Origin of the sequence: Tangfeifania diversioriginum (assembly GCF_900141875.1) — a bacterium.
In the GTDB taxonomy this organism is placed as follows: domain Bacteria; phylum Bacteroidota; class Bacteroidia; order Bacteroidales; family Prolixibacteraceae; genus Tangfeifania; species Tangfeifania diversioriginum.
Genome location: NZ_FQZE01000008.1, coordinates 132,449 through 151,456, shown reverse-complemented (window position 1 = coordinate 151,456; position 19,008 = coordinate 132,449). Strand labels below are relative to the sequence as shown.

The 19,008-nt window shown below is 41.3% G+C and carries 21 protein-coding genes; 19 read left to right on the top strand and 2 right to left on the bottom strand.

What is annotated here, in order from left to right; translation table 11 throughout:
* The first annotated feature begins 56 nt into the window (after nucleotides 1-56).
* The 6 genes from BUC07_RS07295 to BUC07_RS07270 all read left to right on the top strand — a co-directional run bounded on the left by BUC07_RS07295 (nucleotide 57) and on the right by BUC07_RS07270 (nucleotide 7,770).
* Nucleotides 57-1,511, top strand: coding sequence for an arylsulfatase (locus BUC07_RS07295; protein WP_073167904.1), 1,455 nt, complete (start codon nucleotides 57-59; stop codon nucleotides 1,509-1,511).
* Nucleotides 1,512-1,594: 83 nt separating this feature from the next.
* Nucleotides 1,595-1,801, top strand: a complete 207-nt coding sequence (locus tag BUC07_RS07290; RefSeq protein WP_073167902.1) for a type II toxin-antitoxin system VapB family antitoxin — start codon at nucleotides 1,595-1,597, stop codon at nucleotides 1,799-1,801.
* Nucleotides 1,801-2,190, top strand: a complete 390-nt coding sequence (locus tag BUC07_RS07285; protein ID WP_073167900.1) for a PIN domain-containing protein — start codon at nucleotides 1,801-1,803, stop codon at nucleotides 2,188-2,190. The genes BUC07_RS07290 and BUC07_RS07285 overlap by 1 nt, the downstream gene beginning before the upstream one ends.
* 5 nt (nucleotides 2,191-2,195) lie before the next feature.
* Entirely contained in the window at nucleotides 2,196-3,767 is a 1,572-nt protein-coding gene (locus BUC07_RS07280; protein ID WP_073167898.1) for a sulfatase, read from the top strand.
* Between the two features lie 81 nt (nucleotides 3,768-3,848).
* Nucleotides 3,849-6,647 carry a glycoside hydrolase family 2 TIM barrel-domain containing protein gene (locus tag BUC07_RS07275; protein WP_073167896.1) on the top strand — a complete coding sequence of 933 codons (2,799 nt, stop codon included), beginning with the start codon at nucleotides 3,849-3,851 and terminating at the stop codon, nucleotides 6,645-6,647.
* Nucleotides 6,648-6,672: 25 nt separating this feature from the next.
* Entirely contained in the window at nucleotides 6,673-7,770 is a 1,098-nt protein-coding gene (locus BUC07_RS07270; RefSeq protein WP_073167894.1) for a glycoside hydrolase family 26 protein, read from the top strand.
* A 63-nt stretch (nucleotides 7,771-7,833) separates the two neighbouring features.
* Here the strand turns inward: BUC07_RS07270 and BUC07_RS07265 are convergent, their stop codons facing one another.
* A complete protein-coding gene (locus tag BUC07_RS07265) occupies nucleotides 7,834-9,129 on the bottom strand; it encodes a class II aldolase/adducin family protein (protein WP_073167892.1) in 1,296 nt (431 codons plus the stop codon).
* 346 nt (nucleotides 9,130-9,475) lie between these two features.
* On the opposite strand from BUC07_RS07265, the gene BUC07_RS07255 reads away from it, so the two are divergent.
* From BUC07_RS07255 to BUC07_RS07235, 5 genes are all read left to right on the top strand, one after another.
* Nucleotides 9,476-10,756, top strand: coding sequence for a site-specific integrase (locus tag BUC07_RS07255; RefSeq protein ID WP_073167888.1), 1,281 nt, complete (start codon nucleotides 9,476-9,478; stop codon nucleotides 10,754-10,756).
* A gap of 46 nt (nucleotides 10,757-10,802) precedes the next feature.
* Nucleotides 10,803-11,135, top strand: a complete 333-nt coding sequence (locus BUC07_RS07250) for a type II toxin-antitoxin system HigB family toxin (RefSeq protein WP_073167886.1) — start codon at nucleotides 10,803-10,805, stop codon at nucleotides 11,133-11,135.
* Between the two features lie 10 nt (nucleotides 11,136-11,145).
* Nucleotides 11,146-11,595, top strand: a complete 450-nt coding sequence (locus BUC07_RS07245; protein WP_073167935.1) for a helix-turn-helix domain-containing protein — start codon at nucleotides 11,146-11,148, stop codon at nucleotides 11,593-11,595.
* A 230-nt stretch (nucleotides 11,596-11,825) separates the two neighbouring features.
* Nucleotides 11,826-12,083, top strand: a complete 258-nt coding sequence (locus tag BUC07_RS07240; protein WP_073167884.1) for a type II toxin-antitoxin system Phd/YefM family antitoxin — start codon at nucleotides 11,826-11,828, stop codon at nucleotides 12,081-12,083.
* Nucleotides 12,084-12,088: 5 nt separating this feature from the next.
* Nucleotides 12,089-12,343 (top strand): Txe/YoeB family addiction module toxin, encoded by a 255-nt coding sequence (locus tag BUC07_RS07235; RefSeq protein WP_073167882.1) that lies wholly within the window; start codon nucleotides 12,089-12,091, stop codon nucleotides 12,341-12,343.
* 1,029 nt (nucleotides 12,344-13,372) lie between these two features.
* On the opposite strand, the gene BUC07_RS07220 is transcribed toward BUC07_RS07235, so the two are convergent.
* Nucleotides 13,373-14,065 (bottom strand): helix-turn-helix domain-containing protein, encoded by a 693-nt coding sequence (locus BUC07_RS07220; protein ID WP_073167875.1) that lies wholly within the window; start codon nucleotides 14,063-14,065, stop codon nucleotides 13,373-13,375.
* 149 nt (nucleotides 14,066-14,214) lie between these two features.
* Between BUC07_RS07220 and BUC07_RS07215 the strand changes: the two genes are divergently transcribed.
* The 8 genes from BUC07_RS07215 to BUC07_RS07185 all read left to right on the top strand — a co-directional run bounded on the left by BUC07_RS07215 (nucleotide 14,215) and on the right by BUC07_RS07185 (nucleotide 18,970).
* The gene (locus BUC07_RS07215; RefSeq protein WP_139279505.1) at nucleotides 14,215-14,415 is read left to right on the top strand and encodes a helix-turn-helix domain-containing protein; all 201 of its coding nucleotides are present in this window, start codon (nucleotides 14,215-14,217) and stop codon (nucleotides 14,413-14,415) included.
* A 9-nt stretch (nucleotides 14,416-14,424) separates the two neighbouring features.
* Nucleotides 14,425-14,700 (top strand): helix-turn-helix domain-containing protein, encoded by a 276-nt coding sequence (locus tag BUC07_RS07210; RefSeq protein WP_073167871.1) that lies wholly within the window; start codon nucleotides 14,425-14,427, stop codon nucleotides 14,698-14,700.
* Between the two features lie 34 nt (nucleotides 14,701-14,734).
* Nucleotides 14,735-14,950: a hypothetical protein gene (locus tag BUC07_RS07205; RefSeq protein WP_073167869.1), complete on the top strand. Its 216-nt coding sequence runs from the start codon at nucleotides 14,735-14,737 to the stop codon at nucleotides 14,948-14,950.
* A 29-nt stretch (nucleotides 14,951-14,979) separates the two neighbouring features.
* Complete coding sequence (locus BUC07_RS07200; RefSeq protein ID WP_073167867.1) at nucleotides 14,980-15,324, top strand: hypothetical protein; 345 nt, start codon at nucleotides 14,980-14,982, stop codon at nucleotides 15,322-15,324.
* A gap of 38 nt (nucleotides 15,325-15,362) precedes the next feature.
* A complete protein-coding gene (locus BUC07_RS07195) occupies nucleotides 15,363-15,596 on the top strand; it encodes a hypothetical protein (protein ID WP_073167865.1) in 234 nt (77 codons plus the stop codon).
* 94 nt (nucleotides 15,597-15,690) lie between these two features.
* Nucleotides 15,691-15,864, top strand: coding sequence for a ribbon-helix-helix protein, CopG family (locus tag BUC07_RS20625; protein ID WP_139279504.1), 174 nt, complete (start codon nucleotides 15,691-15,693; stop codon nucleotides 15,862-15,864).
* Nucleotides 15,865-15,867: 3 nt separating this feature from the next.
* The gene (locus BUC07_RS07190; protein WP_073167863.1) at nucleotides 15,868-17,667 is read left to right on the top strand and encodes a DUF927 domain-containing protein; all 1,800 of its coding nucleotides are present in this window, start codon (nucleotides 15,868-15,870) and stop codon (nucleotides 17,665-17,667) included.
* Nucleotides 17,668-18,016: 349 nt separating this feature from the next.
* Nucleotides 18,017-18,970 carry a BT4734/BF3469 family protein gene (locus BUC07_RS07185; RefSeq protein WP_175552485.1) on the top strand — a complete coding sequence of 318 codons (954 nt, stop codon included), beginning with the start codon at nucleotides 18,017-18,019 and terminating at the stop codon, nucleotides 18,968-18,970.
* Nucleotides 18,971-19,008 lie beyond the last annotated feature (38 nt).

The window sequence follows — 19,008 nt, the reverse complement described above, 5'->3', positions numbered from 1 at the left end:
GTATTTTTAAGGTTTATATCGTCATTAATCTGAAACTAAATAAAGCATTTCGTCTCATGAAAAAATCAATCATCCTGCTTGCAATTGCCATTGCCTTAATTTTCACTTCATGTCAAAATCAAAGCAAAGAAGAAACAACACCTGCAAAACCCAACATCGTTTACATCCTTGCCGATGATTTAGGTTACGGCGATTTGAGTTGTTACGGTCAAACCCATTTTGAAACACCCAACATCGATAATCTGGCTGAAAACGGAATGAAGTTTACCCAGCATTATTCAGGCTCCACCGTTTGTGCGCCTTCGCGTTCGTCGCTCATGACCGGCAAGCACACCGGCCACACTTTCATTCGTGGCAATAAAGAGTGGCAACCCGAAGGACAGTACCCACTGGAAGCTGAAGCGGTAACAATGGCCGAAACACTTCAGGATGCAGGATACGTAACCGGCGCTTTTGGAAAATGGGGACTTGGTTATCCGGGGTCAGAAGGCGACCCGAACAACCAGGGATTCGATGAATTTTACGGGTACAACTGCCAGCGAATCGGGCATCACTACTATCCGTACCACATGTGGCACAACCAGGAAAAGGTGATGCTGGAAGGAAACTCAGGCACACAATCTGGGACCTACGGACCGGAAATCATTCAGGAACACGCCATGAAATTCCTGGAAAACAATAAAGACAAACCGTTTTTTATGTATTATCCTTCTATTATTCCCCATGCTGAATTGTATGCGCCGGAGGAGTACATGGAAAAATACCGGGGGAAATTTGAGCCCGAAAAAATTTATGAAGGTGTGGATGCAGGTGAAGAAGGATTCAGAAATGGAGCATACGGCTCGCAACCGGAATCTCACGCAGCTTTCGCGGCAATGGTGGATTACCTGGATATGCAGGTTGGCGAAATTATTGCAAAATTGAAAGAACTGGGTGTTTATGAAAATACCCTCATTATTTTTACTTCCGATAATGGTCCGCACATGGAAGGCGGCGCCGACCCGGATTATTTCGACAGCAATGGTCCGCTGAAAGGATACAAACGCGATCTCTACGAAGGGGGCATCCGGGTGCCGATGATTGCCGTTTGGAATGGAAAAATTGTAGCCGGCAGCCAAACCGATCACATCTCTGCTTTTTGGGATCTATTTCCAACTGTAACAGAAATTTCAGGAGCCAGTGTTCCTGAAGATATCAACGGAATTTCTTTTCTGCCAACACTTTTGGGAAATGAAGAGGAGCAGAAGGAACACGAATACATGTACTGGGAATTTCATGAACGTGGAGGCCGCCAGGCGGTGCGGAAAGACAACTGGAAACTGGTAAAATACAATGTGCTCGATCCGGAAAAAACAACCACCGAACTGTACAATCTTGAAACTGATTTGGGCGAGCAAAACAATGTGGCTGAACAGCATCCCGAAATCGTGAAAGAACTTTCAGAAATCATGAAAAATGCCCGGATCGAATCGGAAGTGTTTACTTTTGATGCAACGGGATATTTGCAGTAATAAAATATTGTAATTGAAAAGATTAGGCAACATTTTTGTTATGCGATATTTAATCGTATATTGCATCGTATAAAAATTGAATTATGAAAGTAACTGCGATAATAGATGAAAATGTTATAAAAGATGCTATGAAATATTCTAAGGCATCTACTATTACGGAGACGCTGAAAGTTGCTCTAAATGAGTATATCAGATTACAAAAGTTAAAAAAACTGAATGAATCAATTAAAAAAAATCCGATTCATTTTGAATATACTGCTGAGGAAATAAGAAATATCAACAGACAGTAATGAGCATTATTGTTGATACATCGGTTTGGATAGAATATTTTAAAGGAAACCAAAAATATTTCGATTCTATTCAAAACTTGCTGGAAAAAAATGAGATACTAACGATTGAGTTGATTTTTGCAGAATTGCTACAAGGAGCTCGTACTGGAAAAGAAGTAAAAATGCTAAAATCCTATTTTGAGCTTGTTCCAAATGCGGAGATAGAAAACCTTTACATTTTGGCTGGCGAGTTTTCACAGCGAGAAAAATTAATCAGTAAAGGAATTGGACTTATTGATTCCTGCATAATTACAGCCACTATTTTCTCCAACTCCAAACTTTGGACATTGGATAAAAAAATTCAACAATTTCTGGACAATCACTATCTTTTTAAAAATCAAAATACTTAGCTAGAATGAAATATACTTTACTTCTTGCAATAATTTACCTTTTGACTTTAAGTGCTTGCCAAACAAAAGTGGAGGAACCGAATAAACCCAACATCCTTTTCATCCTGGCCGATGATTTAGGTTACCACGATTTAAGCTGCATGGGTAGCGATTTTTATGAAACGCCCAACATCGACAGGATTGCCAACGAAGGAATGATTTTTACCGATGGATACGCCAACTGCCAGGTTTGCAGTCCGTCGCGGGCCAGTATCATGAGTGGAAAATTTACAGCCCGACACGGAATAACCGACTGGATTGGCGCAAGCACCGGCGAAGCATGGCGCAAGCAGGGAAGACATAATCAATTGCTTCCTCCGGAATACGTCCATAATCTGCCTCACGAACATGTTACCCTGCCAGAAGCATTAAAAGAAGCTGGTTACAAAACTTTTTTTGCCGGAAAGTGGCACCTCGGAAGCAAAGGTTCCTGGCCCGAAGATCACGGTTTTGACATCAACAAAGGGGGCTGGGATGTAGGTAGTCCACATGGCGGATTTTTTGCCCCGTGGGAAAATCCCAATCTCGAAAGCGGTTCCGACGGTCAAAATCTTTCGATGCGACTTGCGAAAGAGACCGTCGATTTTATGAAGGAAAACCAGGACACTGCATTTTTCGCTTTTCTCTCGTTCTATGCCGTTCATGCGCCGCTGCAAACCACGCAGAAAAAATGGGCCAAATACCGCGACAAAGCCGAAGCGATGGGAATTGCCGAAACCGGGTTTGAAATGGGTCATTTTTTGCCCATCCGGCAGGTGCAGGACAACCCGGTTTACGCCGGACTGGTGGAAGCAATGGACGACGCTGTGGGCGAGGTGCTGAAAGCTCTTGATGAAATGGGATTGAATGAAAATACGGTTGTAATTTTTACGTCGGACAATGGTGGAGTGGCTGCCGGTGATGCGTTTGCCACATCAAACAAACCGTTGCGGGCAGGAAAAGGTTACCAGTTTGAGGGCGGCATCCGCGAACCATATTTTATAAAAATTCCCGGAATGCAGGGCGGACAAAAAAACACGACACCCGTTACCGGAACCGACTTCTACCCTACTCTGCTGGAACTTGCAGGAGCCAATTTGCGGCCCAAAGAACATACCGATGGTGTCAGCCTGGTGCCACTGTTAAACGGCGGCACAATCGACGAGCGACCACTCATTTGGCACTACCCGCACTACGGAAACCAGGGCGGACAACCTTCCTCCATCATCCGGTTGGGCGACTGGAAACTGATTCATTATTACGAAGATGGGCGGGAAGAATTGTACAACCTGGAAACCGATTTGGAAGAAACCACCGATGTTTCGACAGAAAACCCGGAATTGACAAAACAGCTTAGTCAACAACTTTTTTCTTATCTGAATGAAGTGAGTGCCCGCTTTCCTGAAAAAGACCCCGAATACAACGAAGAGGCAGAACGAAAACATTTGGAATGGGTGAGAAACCAACGCCTGCCGCAACTGGAAAAACAACGGATGAAGTCTCTATCCAAAGATTTTGAGCCAGGAAACAACTGGTGGGGAAGCCTGGTAGAAGAATAAAATTGTTTTGAAAGATTATATTCTACCATTGATAAAATCATAAAAACATAAAATATCAAACTGAAATAAAAATCTTAAAAAATGAAACGAATCCATCTGCTAGCTATTATTTCTTCTTTACTATTGAGTATTAGCGCATTCTCCCAGCAAACCCAAATCGTTTTCCTCTCAGGAACCGACGCTACCAACACGGTGGAGTGGGATTTCTTATGTACCGATGGCAGGAACAGCGGCGAATGGACCACCATTCCGGTGCCGTCGAACTGGGAACTGGAAGGTTTTGGCACATACAACTATGGCCACGACTGGCGCAACGAAGAAATTAAGCTGGGAAAAGAACATGGTTTGTACAAACATGAATTTGATGTTCCACGTGAATGGAAAGGCAAAACCGTGAATATTGTTTTCGATGGATCCATGACCGACACCAAAGTAAAAATCAACGGAAAGCCGGCGGGTGAAATCCATCAGGGCGCATTTTACCGGTTTAAATACGACATCAGCAAATTGGTAAAATACGGCCAGACTAACCTGCTGGAGGTGGATGTGGCCAAACATTCGGCCAACGAGTCGGTAAACCGCGCCGAACGCCAAGCCGATTTCTGGATTTTCGGCGGCATTTTCCGCCCGGTTTTTCTTGAAGTTTTGCCAGAAATCCACATGAGCCGAACGGCCATTGATGCCAAAGCCGACGGCACTTTTAAATCGTTTATTGTTCTGAATGATTCAAAAAACGACTACAAAATAACTGCAGAACTATTCGATTTGGAAGGAACTAAAATTTCAGAAAATATTGAATCAGAAATAAATAAGGGAGAAACCGAAACATGGATTTCAGGCAAATTAAAAAATATTAAACCGTGGAGTCCCGAATGGCCAAACTTGTACGATGTTAAGATTTCACTCAAAAAAAGTAGTGAAACCATTCATGAGGTAACCGAACGAATCGGCTTCAGAACCATGGAATTAAGGGAACATGACGGTTTTTACATCAACGGCGAAAAAGTGGTTTTTAAAGGGGTGAACCGCCACTCGTTCTGGCCCGAAACCGGCCGGGCGCTGAGTGAAGAAAACCACCTCACTGACATCCGGCTGATGAAGGAAATGAACATGAATGCTGTTCGTTGCTCACATTACGTGCCCGATAAACGTTTTCTCGAACTGTGCGATTCGCTCGGACTTTTTGTGCTGAACGAAGTCACCGGCTGGCAGGATGGCTACGATACCATAGTTGGGCCAAAACTGGTGAAGGAAACTATTCTGAAAGATGAAAATCACCCCAGTGTAGTTATCTGGAACCACGGCAACGAAGGCGGCTGGAACTTTGCCAACGAAAAAGGATTTCATCAATACGATATTCAAAACAGGCCGGTTTTGTATCCGTGGCTGCTTCGCAACGGAGCCGATACGCACCACTACCCGGAATTTGATTACGCCATCGGCCGCTTTGGCAACGGCAACGATCCGTTTATGGCCACCGAACTGCTGCACGGGCTTTATGACGGCGGGCATGGCGCGGGACTCGAAGATTACTGGCGAAACTACGAAACCTCGCCGCTGCATGCCGGTGGGTTTTTGTGGGTGCTGGCGGACGAAGCCATTCTACGCACCGATTTGGAAGGAACGGTTTACGATGCCGACAGAAACCACGCTCCAGACGGCATTTTGGGGCCTCACCGCGAAAAGGAAGGAAGTTTTTACACTATCAAAGAAATCTGGTCGCCGGTGCAGGTAAAACCGGTTATCATCAACCGGAAATGGGATGGAAAACTTTTTCTGGAAAATAAATTCATCTACACCGATTTGAAAGATTGCGGGTTTAGCTGGAGGGCTGTAAAAACTGAAATCGGCAGCGTTAAAGAAAAAGTTGTGGGTTCCGGAATATTAACCAGTCCGGAAGCTGCCCCCGGAGAAACAGTGGCCCTGAAAACCGACTGCCAGAAAACATTGCAGGAAGCCGATCTTTTTCTCTTTAAAGCTATCGATCCGCATGGACATGAGTTGCACACCTGGAGCTGGCCAGTGGTTCAGCCGGATGAAAAAGCCGCAGAACTGGCTGTCAATGGGAAAAAAGATGAAATAACAATTATTGAAAATGAACAATCAGTTACTGCCGTTGCAGGCAGTATTGAAGTCACTTTCAGCAAAGAAAAAGGTACTTTGCTGGCGGTAAAAAACAACAATGGAAATATTTCGCTGAATGGCGGGCCGGTTCCGGCAGGAGCAGATTCAGAAATAACCGGCACCACCTGGGAAAAAAATGCAGAAGGCAATTTTATTTTTGGAATTACAACCAACAATTTCCCTGAAAAAATGACCTGGAAACTCCATAAAAACGGGCTGCTGAAACTGGAAGCGAGTCAGCTGAAAAAATGGGTCAGAGAAGTTGATTTTATTGGAATCTCTTTCAATTATCCTGAAGAAAAATGCACCGGCATGAAATGGATGGGCCGCGGGCCTTACCGTGTCTGGAAAAACCGGCTGAAAGGCAGCAACATTGGAGTTTGGGAAAAAGCGTATAACAACACCATTACGGGCGAAAGTTTCAACAATCTTGTTTACCCTGAATTTAAGGGTTATCACGGCAATTTATACTGGGCCACACTGGAAACCACCGAATCGGATTTTACAGTGATTTCCGAAACTCCCAACCTGTTTTTCCAGCTATTTACACCTAAGGAGCCAAAACATGTGGCCGGTGGCACGCACCCGCCTTTCCCCGAAGGCGACTTGTCATTTTTATATGAAATCCCGGCCATCGGAACAAAGTTTAAAACGCCTGAAGCACTGGGCCCGCAAAGTGGCAAAGGCCATTTTGGCGGACATACCGGAGATGAAAATTACCCGATAAAACTGTGGTTCAATTTCAGGGCAAATTAATACATGTATAAATAAGAAATCTGCGATGAAAAATTATTTTCCAACCTTGTTCCTTCTTTTAGCCTGCCTGTATTCGACGGCTCAACCAATTCCGTCAGATCCGCAGGCAACCCCCGAAACCGTGAATCTTTATAAGAATCTCCTGAAAGTACAACAGGAAGGCATGATGTTCGGGCACCAGGACGACCTGGCTTATGGAATTGGCTGGGTGTACGAAGAAGGCCGCTCGGATGTGAAAGATGTGGTGGGCGACTATCCGGCAGTTTACGGCTGGGAGCTGGGCCACCTGGAGCTGGGCGATGCGTACAGCCTCGATTCGGTGCATTTCGACCGCATTCAGGGCTGGATAAAAACAGTGTATGAAAGGGGAGGAGTGAACACCATAAGCTGGCACCTGCGAAATCCGCTCACAGGCGGAAGTTCGTGGGACACGTCCTCGAAAGAAGTGGTAAAATCCATTCTTCCGGGTGGCAAAAAACATGAACTTTTTAAACAGTACCTCGATAAAATGGCGGATTTTCTGAACGGATTAAAAACCGCTAACGGGACCTTAATCCCGGTCATTTTCCGTCCGTTCCACGAACACACAGGATCCTGGTTCTGGTGGGGGAAAGACCTGTGCACAGTGGAAGAATACACTTCGCTGTGGCATTTTACAGTAGATTATTTGCAAAAAGAAAAAAACATCCACCATGTATTGTATGCATACTCCACCGACCGGTTTACTTCAACTGAGGAATACCTAAAACGCTACCCGGGGGACGACATTGTTGATTTGCTTGGTTTCGACTTATATGACCGCGGCCCGGATTATTTGCCAACTATGAAAAACTGCGCGGAAATGCTAACAACTCTTGCCAGCGAAAAGGAAAAAATTGCCGCCGTTACCGAAGCCGGCGGGCCCATTGCGCAAAATCATAACTGGTGGACTCAAGTTCTGGAAACGCTGAAGCCGTTCGATCTTTCTTATTTTATGGTTTGGAGAAATCCATGGAATCCTGCCAGCCACGGGGCCTTTGCACCCTACAAGGGCAGCGCCGATTCCGAAAATTTTGTGGAGTTTTATAACAATCCGGAAACACTTTTTCAGAAAGAAATAACAAAGAAAAAGTTGTATAAATAGATCTTAGCCACGGATGAACACTAATTTATTCGTGCAAATTCGTGTAATCCGGGGCTAAAAATCTTACCCCAGAAATTTCTTCCGCAACGCTTCCACCTGGTCATTATTAATGGGAACCAGTTTACCCAGCGAGGCTCCCATTGTAAGCGATTTGGCGCTGAATTCGGCCACTTCTAACCGGTCGAAAGTTCCCAGCAGTTTATCGCCTGTAACCAGCACCGAATCGTTGTTGATAATAACAGCCGGGGTGTTTTCAGATAACACATTCAAAATCGTTTCTTCGCCGGCAAAGTGGGAGCCAAACGGCACATTCGGCACATCCTGCAAAAAAATCCAGCTTTCGGGAATGGTGCGTACATCCAGTTTTTCATCGGTTACGCTGTAAGCCATTAAGTAAGGTGTCTGCGTCAGAATTATCGAATTGATTCCCGGGTTGCGGCGATAAATTTCCTGGTGCAACCAGGTTGAACGGCTCGGGGTTTTTCCCGGCTCGCGCTTCCCACCTTTAATTTGTACAATGTCATCGTTTTGAATATCCCACCTTGCTACATCGGTTGGGGTTATCAAAAAATCATTTTCACGCCAGCGTACAGACACCGTTCCGTAGGAACTAATCATCATTCCCTGTTTGCAGGCACGATGCACAATTTTTTTAATTTCCTGACGGATAGCCCGTTCCTCTGATGGATGTTCCACGTGGCTCATTTCGGGAAGCAGACGTGGAATCTGATTTTCAAACTCTTCAATTTCAGCATCGGTTAAATAATTGGGAGTGCCTATTGTATTTCCATAAATAATGGTTCGCCCGCAAAATTCAAGGGTTTCAAAACGCTGGAAGGCGTCGCGTAAATCACTGCCGCCAACCACTGTTCCATGGTTTTCCATAATCACTGCATTGAAGCCTTTGATAAATTCGTCGGCGATTTTATTGCCCAGCTCTTCGCTGCCGGGCAGTTCGTAGGGGGCATAACCAATTCCCCCGCAAACATATTTTGCCTGCGGAATAATGTTCGTATTCGGAATTTGCCGCACGGTACTGAACGAAACCAGTGCCGGCGGGTGAGCATGCACAATGGCTTTTATATCGGGCCGTGCTTCGTAAATGGCACGGTGAAACGGATATTCCGACGACGGTTTGTGTCGCCCTTCAATGGTCCCGTCTTTCCGCACTACTACAATGTCGGAAGGTCTCAACGAGCCTTTATCGACGGCTGACGGAGTTACCCAGATATCGCCACTTTGGTCAATTATGGAAACATTTCCGCCTGACGTTGTAGTTAAACCACTTTTATAAATTTTGTCGATGATTAGGATAATTTGGTCGCGGGGGTGCATCAATTTGGTATCGAGTTTTTTCATAATTTTGACGTATCGCAGTTTATATAAGCAAATTTACGAAAGAAAAGGGATGTATGCCTGGAATTAGGATTATTGGCTAAAATTTAATTTTATGTTGAGCTTGAGGTAATTTTTAGTTAAAACAAAAAAGCACCTTGAAAAAACAAGGTGCTGTGTGTACCCGGAGTGGGAATCTACCTGTATTTTTTGTAATATTTCGGTTTGTAGTTAAAAATCTGTTTATCAACTCAAAAGGTGGAAAATATTATTTTGGTTTTGCCATTGTTTTTAATACTTATTTCCCTAAATTGGTAACAAAAATGGTAACTTTTTTTTTGAGCTGTTTTGATTACTTAATTGAAAAACCATGCCTAATATTACGTATTATATACCGGGAATCAAAAAAACCGATGTGAAAATTGATTGGAAGAAAACCCTGAAAGACAAAAACGGCTATTCTCCGATAAAAGCAAATATTTCAATCCAGGGCACGAAAATAAGAAAGACAGTTGAGAAAGTTAAACCACGCTTCTGGAACCCCAAAACGGAAAGGGTAATTAAACCCAAACCATACGAACCCGACAACAACCACGAAGCAATTAACGCCCGTTTGGATCAGCTCCAAAACCATGCAAAGGAATATTTCAAAAGCTGCAAACAACGAAACATCCCGGTAACTGCAGAGCTGGCAAAAGCTTTTCTGAAAGGCCAGAAAATTGCTTTTGGCCACAGGGAAATGAGTTTTTGGGCTGCTTATGATGAATATTTGCAAGTTGGCCAGCTGGAAAAATCATATAACACCAACAGGAACCGCAAAACCATTTATAACAAGCTGAAAGAATTTGAAACAAACACCGGCTATAAATTAGCATGGCATAGCATCGATTCCATTTTCTGGGATAAACTCAAAGAATACATTCTCGACAATCCCGATCCGGATGTGAATTACAGCTGGAATTATCTTTCTGCCATTGCTGATAAATTCAAAGCATTCATGAAATGGAGCCAGAAAAGAAAATACCACACTAACGATGCATTCACGGATTTTTCAGCACCGGAGAAAGAACCTACCATTGTTTATCTGACATGGGATGAGCTGAAAACCCTTATTGATTACAAATTTGAAAGCAAGGCCCAGCAGCATGCCCGCGATTTCTTTTGTTTCGGATGCCTTACCGGGTTACGGTATGTTGACCTTTACCAGCTCACAAAAAACAATATTTCAAACGGTACGTTAAGCATTACCACGCAAAAGACCAACCGGAAAATTTCGGTTCCTATCTTTCCCCAGGCACAAACCATTATTGACCGTTACCCGGAACAATACCGGTTATTGCCGCGGCTTTCAAACCAACGGCTGAACAGCTACATTAAAAAATGTTGTGAAAAAGCCGAAATTAACACCCCAACAGAATATAAAACCTTCCATAAAAACGAAGTGAAAAAGGAATTCAGGCCAAAGCATGAACTGATAGGCAGCCATACGGCCCGCAAAACATTCATTTGCCTGGCTTATGAAAAAGGCCTGGATATTGAAATGATTAAATCCATTACCGGCATTACCCAGGAAAAAACCCTGAAACGCTACCTGCAGATATCGGATGAGAAGAAAAAAGAAAAACTGACTGCAGCATTCGGAAAACTATAAATGTTTCCTTTTGTGAAACTTTTTTAATATATTTGCGCTATAAACAATGAAAGTTCATTTAATTAAGCAAGCAACCATTGAGGCATTCACTAAAGAAAACAGCCTGAACAAAGGGCCTTTCAATAGCTGGGTGCAAATAATAAAATATGCCAACTGGAATAAACCCCAGGACATTGTTACAACTTTTAACAGTGCCGATATCCTGGGTAAAAGTTCAAACCGGGTAGTATTTAATATTGCCGGCAACAAATACCGGTTAATTTGCAAATATTATTTCGGAAAAAGCCAGGTGCATTTATTTATTAAATGGATTGGAACACATGCTGAATATACCAGCCTGTGTAAAAACGGGAACCAATTTACAGTTGAAAATTATTAAAAACAGAAATATGGAAGCATTGAAATATACCGTAATAAAAACAGATGAACAATATAAAGCGTATTGCAACATCCTGGAAAAATTACTGGAAAACGATAACGAAGCTGCAGCAGATGAAATTGATTTACTGACCTTGCTAATTGAAAAATGGGATGAAGAAAACACCTCTTTTAACCCACACACACCAATTGAACTGCTAAAATCGTTAATGGAAGAAAACAACCTCAAAGCAGTGGATTTGGCCAATATTTTAGGTTTGTCGAAAGGTACGGTTTCAAAAATTCTGAATTGCCAAAAAGGTTTATCGAAAGAAACGATCCGGAAACTTTCAGCACATTTTAATATGAACCAGGAAGCTTTTAACCGGCCGTACAAATTAACCAATAAATTAAACCGGCATTACAAAAATGCCAGCCTTATGAACACACCCAAAAGCATGAATAAAAAAATGGCCGTTTGAGGTTATTACATATACCACCACAAATGAGTGCAACCCAAAAGAGGCAGGAAATATAAAATCCTGCCTCTTTTCAATTATGGAGATCATCTCCATAGTTGAACACCTGGGAATCTTCCAACCATTGCCAAAACAGACAACGGATCAACCGGCCGGTACTCAAAAAAATAACCTGGAATAACAGGGAATTACAAAAAAGTACTTAATTTTGTACGAAACAAAAACAACAGATAATGAAAGCAGTTAACTATTCAGAATTGAGACAAAATTTAAAGAATAACCTCGACACTGTAACCGATAACGAAGAAATGCTGATTGTTCACCGGCCAAAGAACCGGAGTGTTGTAATGATGTCGTTAAGCGAATACAATTCGATGCAGGAAACGCTACACCTTACCAAAAGCAAAGCCAACCGCCAAAGGCTTGAAAAGGCCGTGGATAATATCAATAAAAAACAGCATTTAACTGAACACAACCTCATTGAAGATTAACCGGCATGGATATATTTTGGGACCGGTCCGCCTGGGAAGATTACCAGTACTGGCTGACCAACGACAAAAAAACACTGAAAAAAATTAACCGGCTTATTAAAGAATGCCAGCGGACACCCTTCACCGGAACCGGAAAACCGGAACCCCTGAAAGAAAATTTTTCGGGGTTTTGGAGCCGGAGAATAACAGGCGAACACCGCCTTGTTTACAAGGTTGAAAACAACGTGCTTTACATTGCTCAATGCAGGTACCATTATTAAAACTTTTGGGTACTGAATTTTTAAAATCTGCGTTGGCTACACAACCAATACAGGTCACCTGGCAAACTTCCAACCATTGGCAGTACAGCCAACAGTTGAACCGGCCGGTTCTCATCCAACCGTATGCCGTTCAGCATATAGTTGAACTGTTTGCTCAATAGCAAATAGTTGCCGGAAACTATCCCCTGATTAGTAGATAGTTCATTTCCTTTCATTTGGAAACAATATGTGTATATTAGTGTATCGAAATTAAAGCCGTAATTTCCGATGAACCACTGAAAGCACCGGGCCCGGAACCCGGTGCTTTTTTATTACCTTTGAGCCGGGGACGAAACAGGCGGACGACCGCCGGGGCGTGAAACTACCAGGTAGATTTGCGCCCTCTTTTTTTGCTCAAATACTGCTTTTTACCTGCGCTTTTCTTGCAACCCACTATAATACAGCCAATTGAAAAAAATATCCACAAAATGAAGTTTTTTTAACCTACAAATTGTAGACAACCTGCCGGAGCCTCTCCCACCAATTACACCCAAACCACGCAACAACCAACTGCCAATTTGAACCAACTGCAGCAATACCACCGCCGGAAATCATTCAACAACAGCACATTAAAAAAAATATCTACGTTTTGTCCCTTTTCTGGGGGACAAAATAAAGAGTTTACAACGTGTTGATTCTAAGGGGCCAAAAAAATTTATCTGCAAAATGAAGTTTCTTAAACCTACAAATCGCAGACAACCTGCCGGAACCTCTCCCACCAATTACACCCGAACCACGCAACAACCAACTGCCAATTTGAACCAACTGCAGCAATACCACCGCCGGAAACCAATCAGTAACAGCGCGTTAAAAAAAAATATCGTGAATTGTCCCTTTTGTAGGGGACAAAACACGGACAAAATTTTAAAAAATGATGATCAGTTTTTGCCACCGGCACGCACAAAAACAGCTAAGTGTTTGATTTCTAAATCCTAAGAAAATTTATCTGCGTCTTGTCCTGTTTGCGGGACATTTGAAAATGGTTGATTGTTAGCCGGAGCGGGAGGCTTTCTCTTCATAAACTGCTAAGAACTTATTTACCTTTTCTAAACTTATTTCGAAAAATTGGTTTAGATATTTGGTCCAGTTCTCAACAAAATTATCACCCTTTTCGTACAAATCATAAGACTCTTCATCATATTCTAATATGATTTGCAGAATATCGAATTTTGAAAAATAACCAGATGAATAAATTTCATCAATGTTGGATTTTAAGATATCAATGTTAATTTCAAGAGCATTAGTAAACGCACCTTTTTCTATTTTATTTTCAGCGTTTTCAATCTTTATTTTAAGTTGAGCTATTGTTTTTAACTCATCTCTTATTTCAAGTCCTGATTTTTTCCAGTATAAATCCCTGTTTTCCTTCTCTAAATATTTGATGAGTTTATTATTTTTTTCAACAGTATCTTCCAACTCATTTATTCTTTTCTCATATTTTTTTAACTGACTTTCCAACTCTGGGGTAACCAATTTAGAATTTTCAATCTCAAATAATTCTACAAACGGAATATCTAAAGCGCGTGCAATACCTTTTCCAACCTCAATAGAAATACTTTTTGATGTTCCACTTTCAATATTAGAATATGCTGCTATGGAAATGCCGGCATTATCAGAAATTTGTTTTTGACTTATTCCCTTTTGCTTTCGCAGACGTTTTAACTTCTCATTTAGCTTTTCCATAAAGCAAATTTAAGATTTTTTGAAATTACTTAAACATATACATTAACAATTCAATGTTAATAAAAATTTGTTTCAGAATACTTGAATATTATTTTATAATTCTTAAATTTGTTTTCAGTTATCTGAATGTAAATTTTATAAATTTAAAAATGATGTCAAAAATAAGCGAAATTATTTCAAACCAGGAACACAAATGTTTTGTGTTTAAACCCAGCCCTGAGTTTTACGCCCATGTTGGAATTAACAACCGTAGATGGGCACAAATCTACAGAGGGCAAGTTGAACCTACTTTAAGCGAGGCAAAAGCTATTGCCGACTATTTCGAAATCGAAGTTACCGAACTTTTTTAGTCAAACGCTATGGAAGAAAAAATAATGATTTACACCACTGCAGATGAAATTGCTGCAGGGTTACAGAAAATTCTGGATGAGCACACAGCCAGCCAGCCAAAACCACCGGCAACCGACCCGGAACAACGCCTCACACGCCGGCAGGCAGCTAAATTTATGGGAGTGAGCTACCAAACGATGTATAATTACGTCAAGCGCGGATTAGTTAAACAGCATGGTATCGGGCAAAAGAAGTGGTTCCTTAAACAGGAACTCATTGAAGTGATTAAAAACGAGAATTTGTAACCAATTTATTACCAATAATTTAAAAATTAAAATCATGAAAGTAGAATTTTCACTTTGCGGAATCGAGGGCTTGAAAGAAGACACCAAAAACATGGATCGCCTGGAAAATTATTTACTCCACGTTGCCCTGGGGCACGAAGACCCGAAAGACTGGTTTTTTGAAGCCATGCAGCAGTTTAAGGACATGCGAATGATAGTCGAACAACTCATCCATGACGCTGAACAAACAGCAGAAACCACAAGCAAATAATAATTATTCACCTCTAAAAATTTAAGAAAATGAAAAAAGTAACCATTGGAGATTTAAGCGAATTTGACCACAGCCGTTTTAACGACGCGTACCGCAGTCTTATCGATGTAGGTTTAATTGCCCAACAGGAGCAAAAAATGCTCGGTGTACTTGGGTTCCTAAACGAACTCGAATCACTAATTGAAAACATCAAACAAGATTATGCAGCGGAGCAGGATGAGACTCGGAACCAGACCGAAAAAGAACGCGAACTGCTCACAGAAAACGCGAAAATGAAAGCCGAAATGAAACAGCTTAGGGAGTGGGTAAAGGAGCTATTACCTGAAAACCTGAAAGAAAAGCCCAATCCCTCAAAAATGAAAGTTTCGAAATAACCCACAACTACAATTATTAATCATTAAAAATCAGAATCATGAACGAAGAATACAAAAAAGAGCTGTTGGGAAAATTAACCAATAATGAACTTGTTAGCTTAATGGAGCAACGGGGTTTAGTAAAGTTTATAATTCGCGATGAAACTGGCAATGCAATAGCTGTAGTGACAAAGGATAATGAGTTGACTGTATTTAAACCCGATAAAAGCGAAATTAGTAATTGTCGGAAAAGTCCGTTGAATTTGATTTTCAGTAAAATTTCGGACCAATAATAATGGATTACAAAAGAGAAAAAACAGTCCTCTTTTTTTGTCCTTTCGGTTGTAACGCAAAATGTAAAAATTGCGGTAACAAAAATTTACACAAATGGAAAATATCGATTTAAAACAAGTACGAAAGAAAACACTGAGAATCGGAATCCGGCTTTCAAAAGATGAACGGGCCGCTTTGGATCAGTACTGCCAAAAGGAAGAAATTACCATTACAGATTTTATCCGGATCGCGATCCGGAAAGTGGTGAATGAAAAACAGGTGAAATAAAAAATGGATTACCTGAAAGAAGAAATACCCGACAGCCAGAACCCGGATGAAGAACTGGAACTATACGGATTTTATATCTATGGTAGTAAATATTTCACCAAAGAGGCGAAGGGAAAAAAGACGGTAAAAATTGAACTTTCCAATTTTGTGGCCCAAAGTCTTTTCCACCTGGTTAACGGAACTAATAACAGCAAGCGGATTATAAAAATCCAACGCCGCACCGGTGAAAAATACATTGTTGAAGTACAAAGCTCCGAAATGAAACTGGATGCATTTGAGGTAATTCTAAAAAGTGTGCAGTGTACTTTTTTTGGCAACAATTATCAGCTAAAACGGATTTTCGGGCACTGGATGGATTTCGAAGTCCAGGCAAATGTAATTGATACTTTGGGCTGGAATAAGGAACATCAAATTTATTCTTTTGCCAATGCCGTTTTTTCATCAAAAAATAAAATACTGCAGGTAAACGATGTGGGTATTATCGATGATCCGGACAATGAAAAACAAAAGTATTATTTACCGGCTTTCGGAATGGCACACATTAACAACCCGGATTTTGACGGTGAACGTAAATTCATTTACATCGAAGGAAAGCTAAATTTTGAGCAATGGAGTAAATTGTATTTTGAAGCTTTTGAAGCCAACGGCGGAATTGCCATACTTTATTTAATACTCTCCGTTTTCTGGGATATTGTTTTTGAACAGGTAGGATTTTTCCCGTTTCTTTTCCTGTTTGGAGCCTACGGAACCGGCAAAACAACGCTGGTTGAAAACCTGCTCCGTTTATTTGGAAAAGATTACATTGGTATTCCGCTAAACAACGCTACCCAGGTAGGATTATCCCGGACCATTGCCAGCCGGAACAACAGTATTTTTTATCTGAAGGAATACACGCAGGAAACCGATGAAGCCAACCAGGATTTATTATTGACGGCTTACGACGGTTCCGGCAGGGCGACGGGTGTAAAAAGTAACGACAATAAAACCAGGGTAGCAATGGTGAAATCTTCAATCATTCTGGACGGCAACCACCTGCCTACGCAAAAAACAGCGGTTCTTTCCCGTATGGTATTACTGAACTTTGAAAATAACAAGTTCAGCGATGCACAGCGCAAAGCTTTCGATGAATTGGAACGGAACCACGACAAAGGTTTCGGGAAAGTTTTAACGGACATCCTGCAGCACCGGGAACATTTCAGGAAGCATTTTAAAAAGACCTTCGATGAAAACATGAAGGAAATACGGGAAATTATAAAGGCTGATTTTGCCGAACGTACTTTAAAACACGTTGCCCTGTTACTGACACCGGCCAAACTATTAATCAAAAAACTGCAATTGCCCTTTTCCTTCAATGAGATAACCAACATTGTGGTTGATAATGCCATTGAACAGAACCGGCTGCTAAAACAAACCGATGAGATTACCATATTCTGGACAGCTTTTGCCTGGGGGGTTAAGCATGGAAACCTGATTGAGTATAAACGTGATGAAGTTAGCGACAACCGGAAAAACAGCCACTTCAATATAAAGTGGGATGAATCAAAGGAGCCAATCCTTCAAATTAAACTACCTGGTATCTTTCCTGAATATGTAAGGTACTGCAAAAATAACGGGCAACGGTTTTTAGATCATAACAGTTTGAAGATGCTGCTCACTTCAAAATCGTACCAGCCATTTATCCCAAACCTTCAAAAGAAAAGAGGGGATGCCTATACTGATTTTTATTTCGGTTCCTGTTACCAATTCAGGCTGCAAAGTTCTGAAAACGGTTATTCAATTAATGAAGTAGAGATAAATATGTAAATACTGTAAATATTGTAAATATAAAATAGTAACTCAATGAAAATCAATATAAAATACATTTACAACTCATTTACAACATTTACAAAGAGGTTACTTTACATATTATTGCGATGTAAATATTGTAAATATGCCAAAAAAGAATTTAAAACATTAAATGTTAGATTGTTAAGCCCATTAATGGGTAAAAAGCACATTTACATTGGTTGTTTTGCTATTCATCTCACAATCAATCAATTACAGTTTTTGATTTACAATATTTACAACATTTACAGTTTCACATACACCCCAAAGCCCCGGTAAAAAATTAACCATGAAAAGCAATTCAAATAACAATCAAAAGTTCAGTAAAATGAAAACTCCAAAATTCAGTTACTTCAATGAACCGGTTACCAATACCAAACCGTATAAATCTATTACCTTGGCCGATGTTTACATGGTACTCACCGGGCACTGGTTTAAACAAGCCACCGAAAAATTAAGAACCATATCCGATCCGGATGCCAACCGTAACTTTAAAGCACAAAGATTTCCGTTTGTTACATTCTCCGGCACATTCAGCACCCGAAAAGAAAGTGGATTGATTCAACATTCAGGATTAATCACAATCGATTTCGACAAATTGAAGGATGTTGAAACGTTGAAACTTCAATTATTGAAGGATAAACACTTTGAAACCGAGCTGCTTTTTACCTCCCCAAATGGCAACGGGCTGAAATGGATTATTCCTATTAATACCAACGGCGAATACAATCACGGGCAATTGTTTGATGCAATTAGCAGGTATATTCAGAAAACCTATCAAATTGAAGTGGATAAATCAGGCCGCGATGTTGCCAGGATTTGTTTTCTCTGTTACGATCCGGACGCTTTTATGCACCCTCGACACGGACGCTCAAACCGGCACTGGCCCGGTGAAATATATACAGTGGAACGCCAAAAGTTTAATCCTGGTAAATGGCTGAATGAAACCAATCGTAAAAAAGATTTTAAGCCGGTTCCCTTTTCATCCAACATGACACGCACCCAGCGCGATGTTGAAACCGTTCTCCGCAGGATTGAAAACTACCAGGTTGATTTAACTATGAATTACGAAGATTGGATCCGCCTGGCTTTCGCTTTTGCTGATGAATTTGGCGAAACCGGCCGGGATTACTTCCACAGGGTAAGCAGGTTTTATTCAGAATATAATTCAACTGAATGTGATCGACAGTTTGACCGCTGCCTGAAAAGTGGGAAATCCGGTGTAACAATCAAATCATTCTTCCAGGCGGCCAAAGATGCCGGGATAAATATAAGAGTTTAGTTCATGTGCTTTTGTTGAGTTTAAGCCAACCGGTTCCC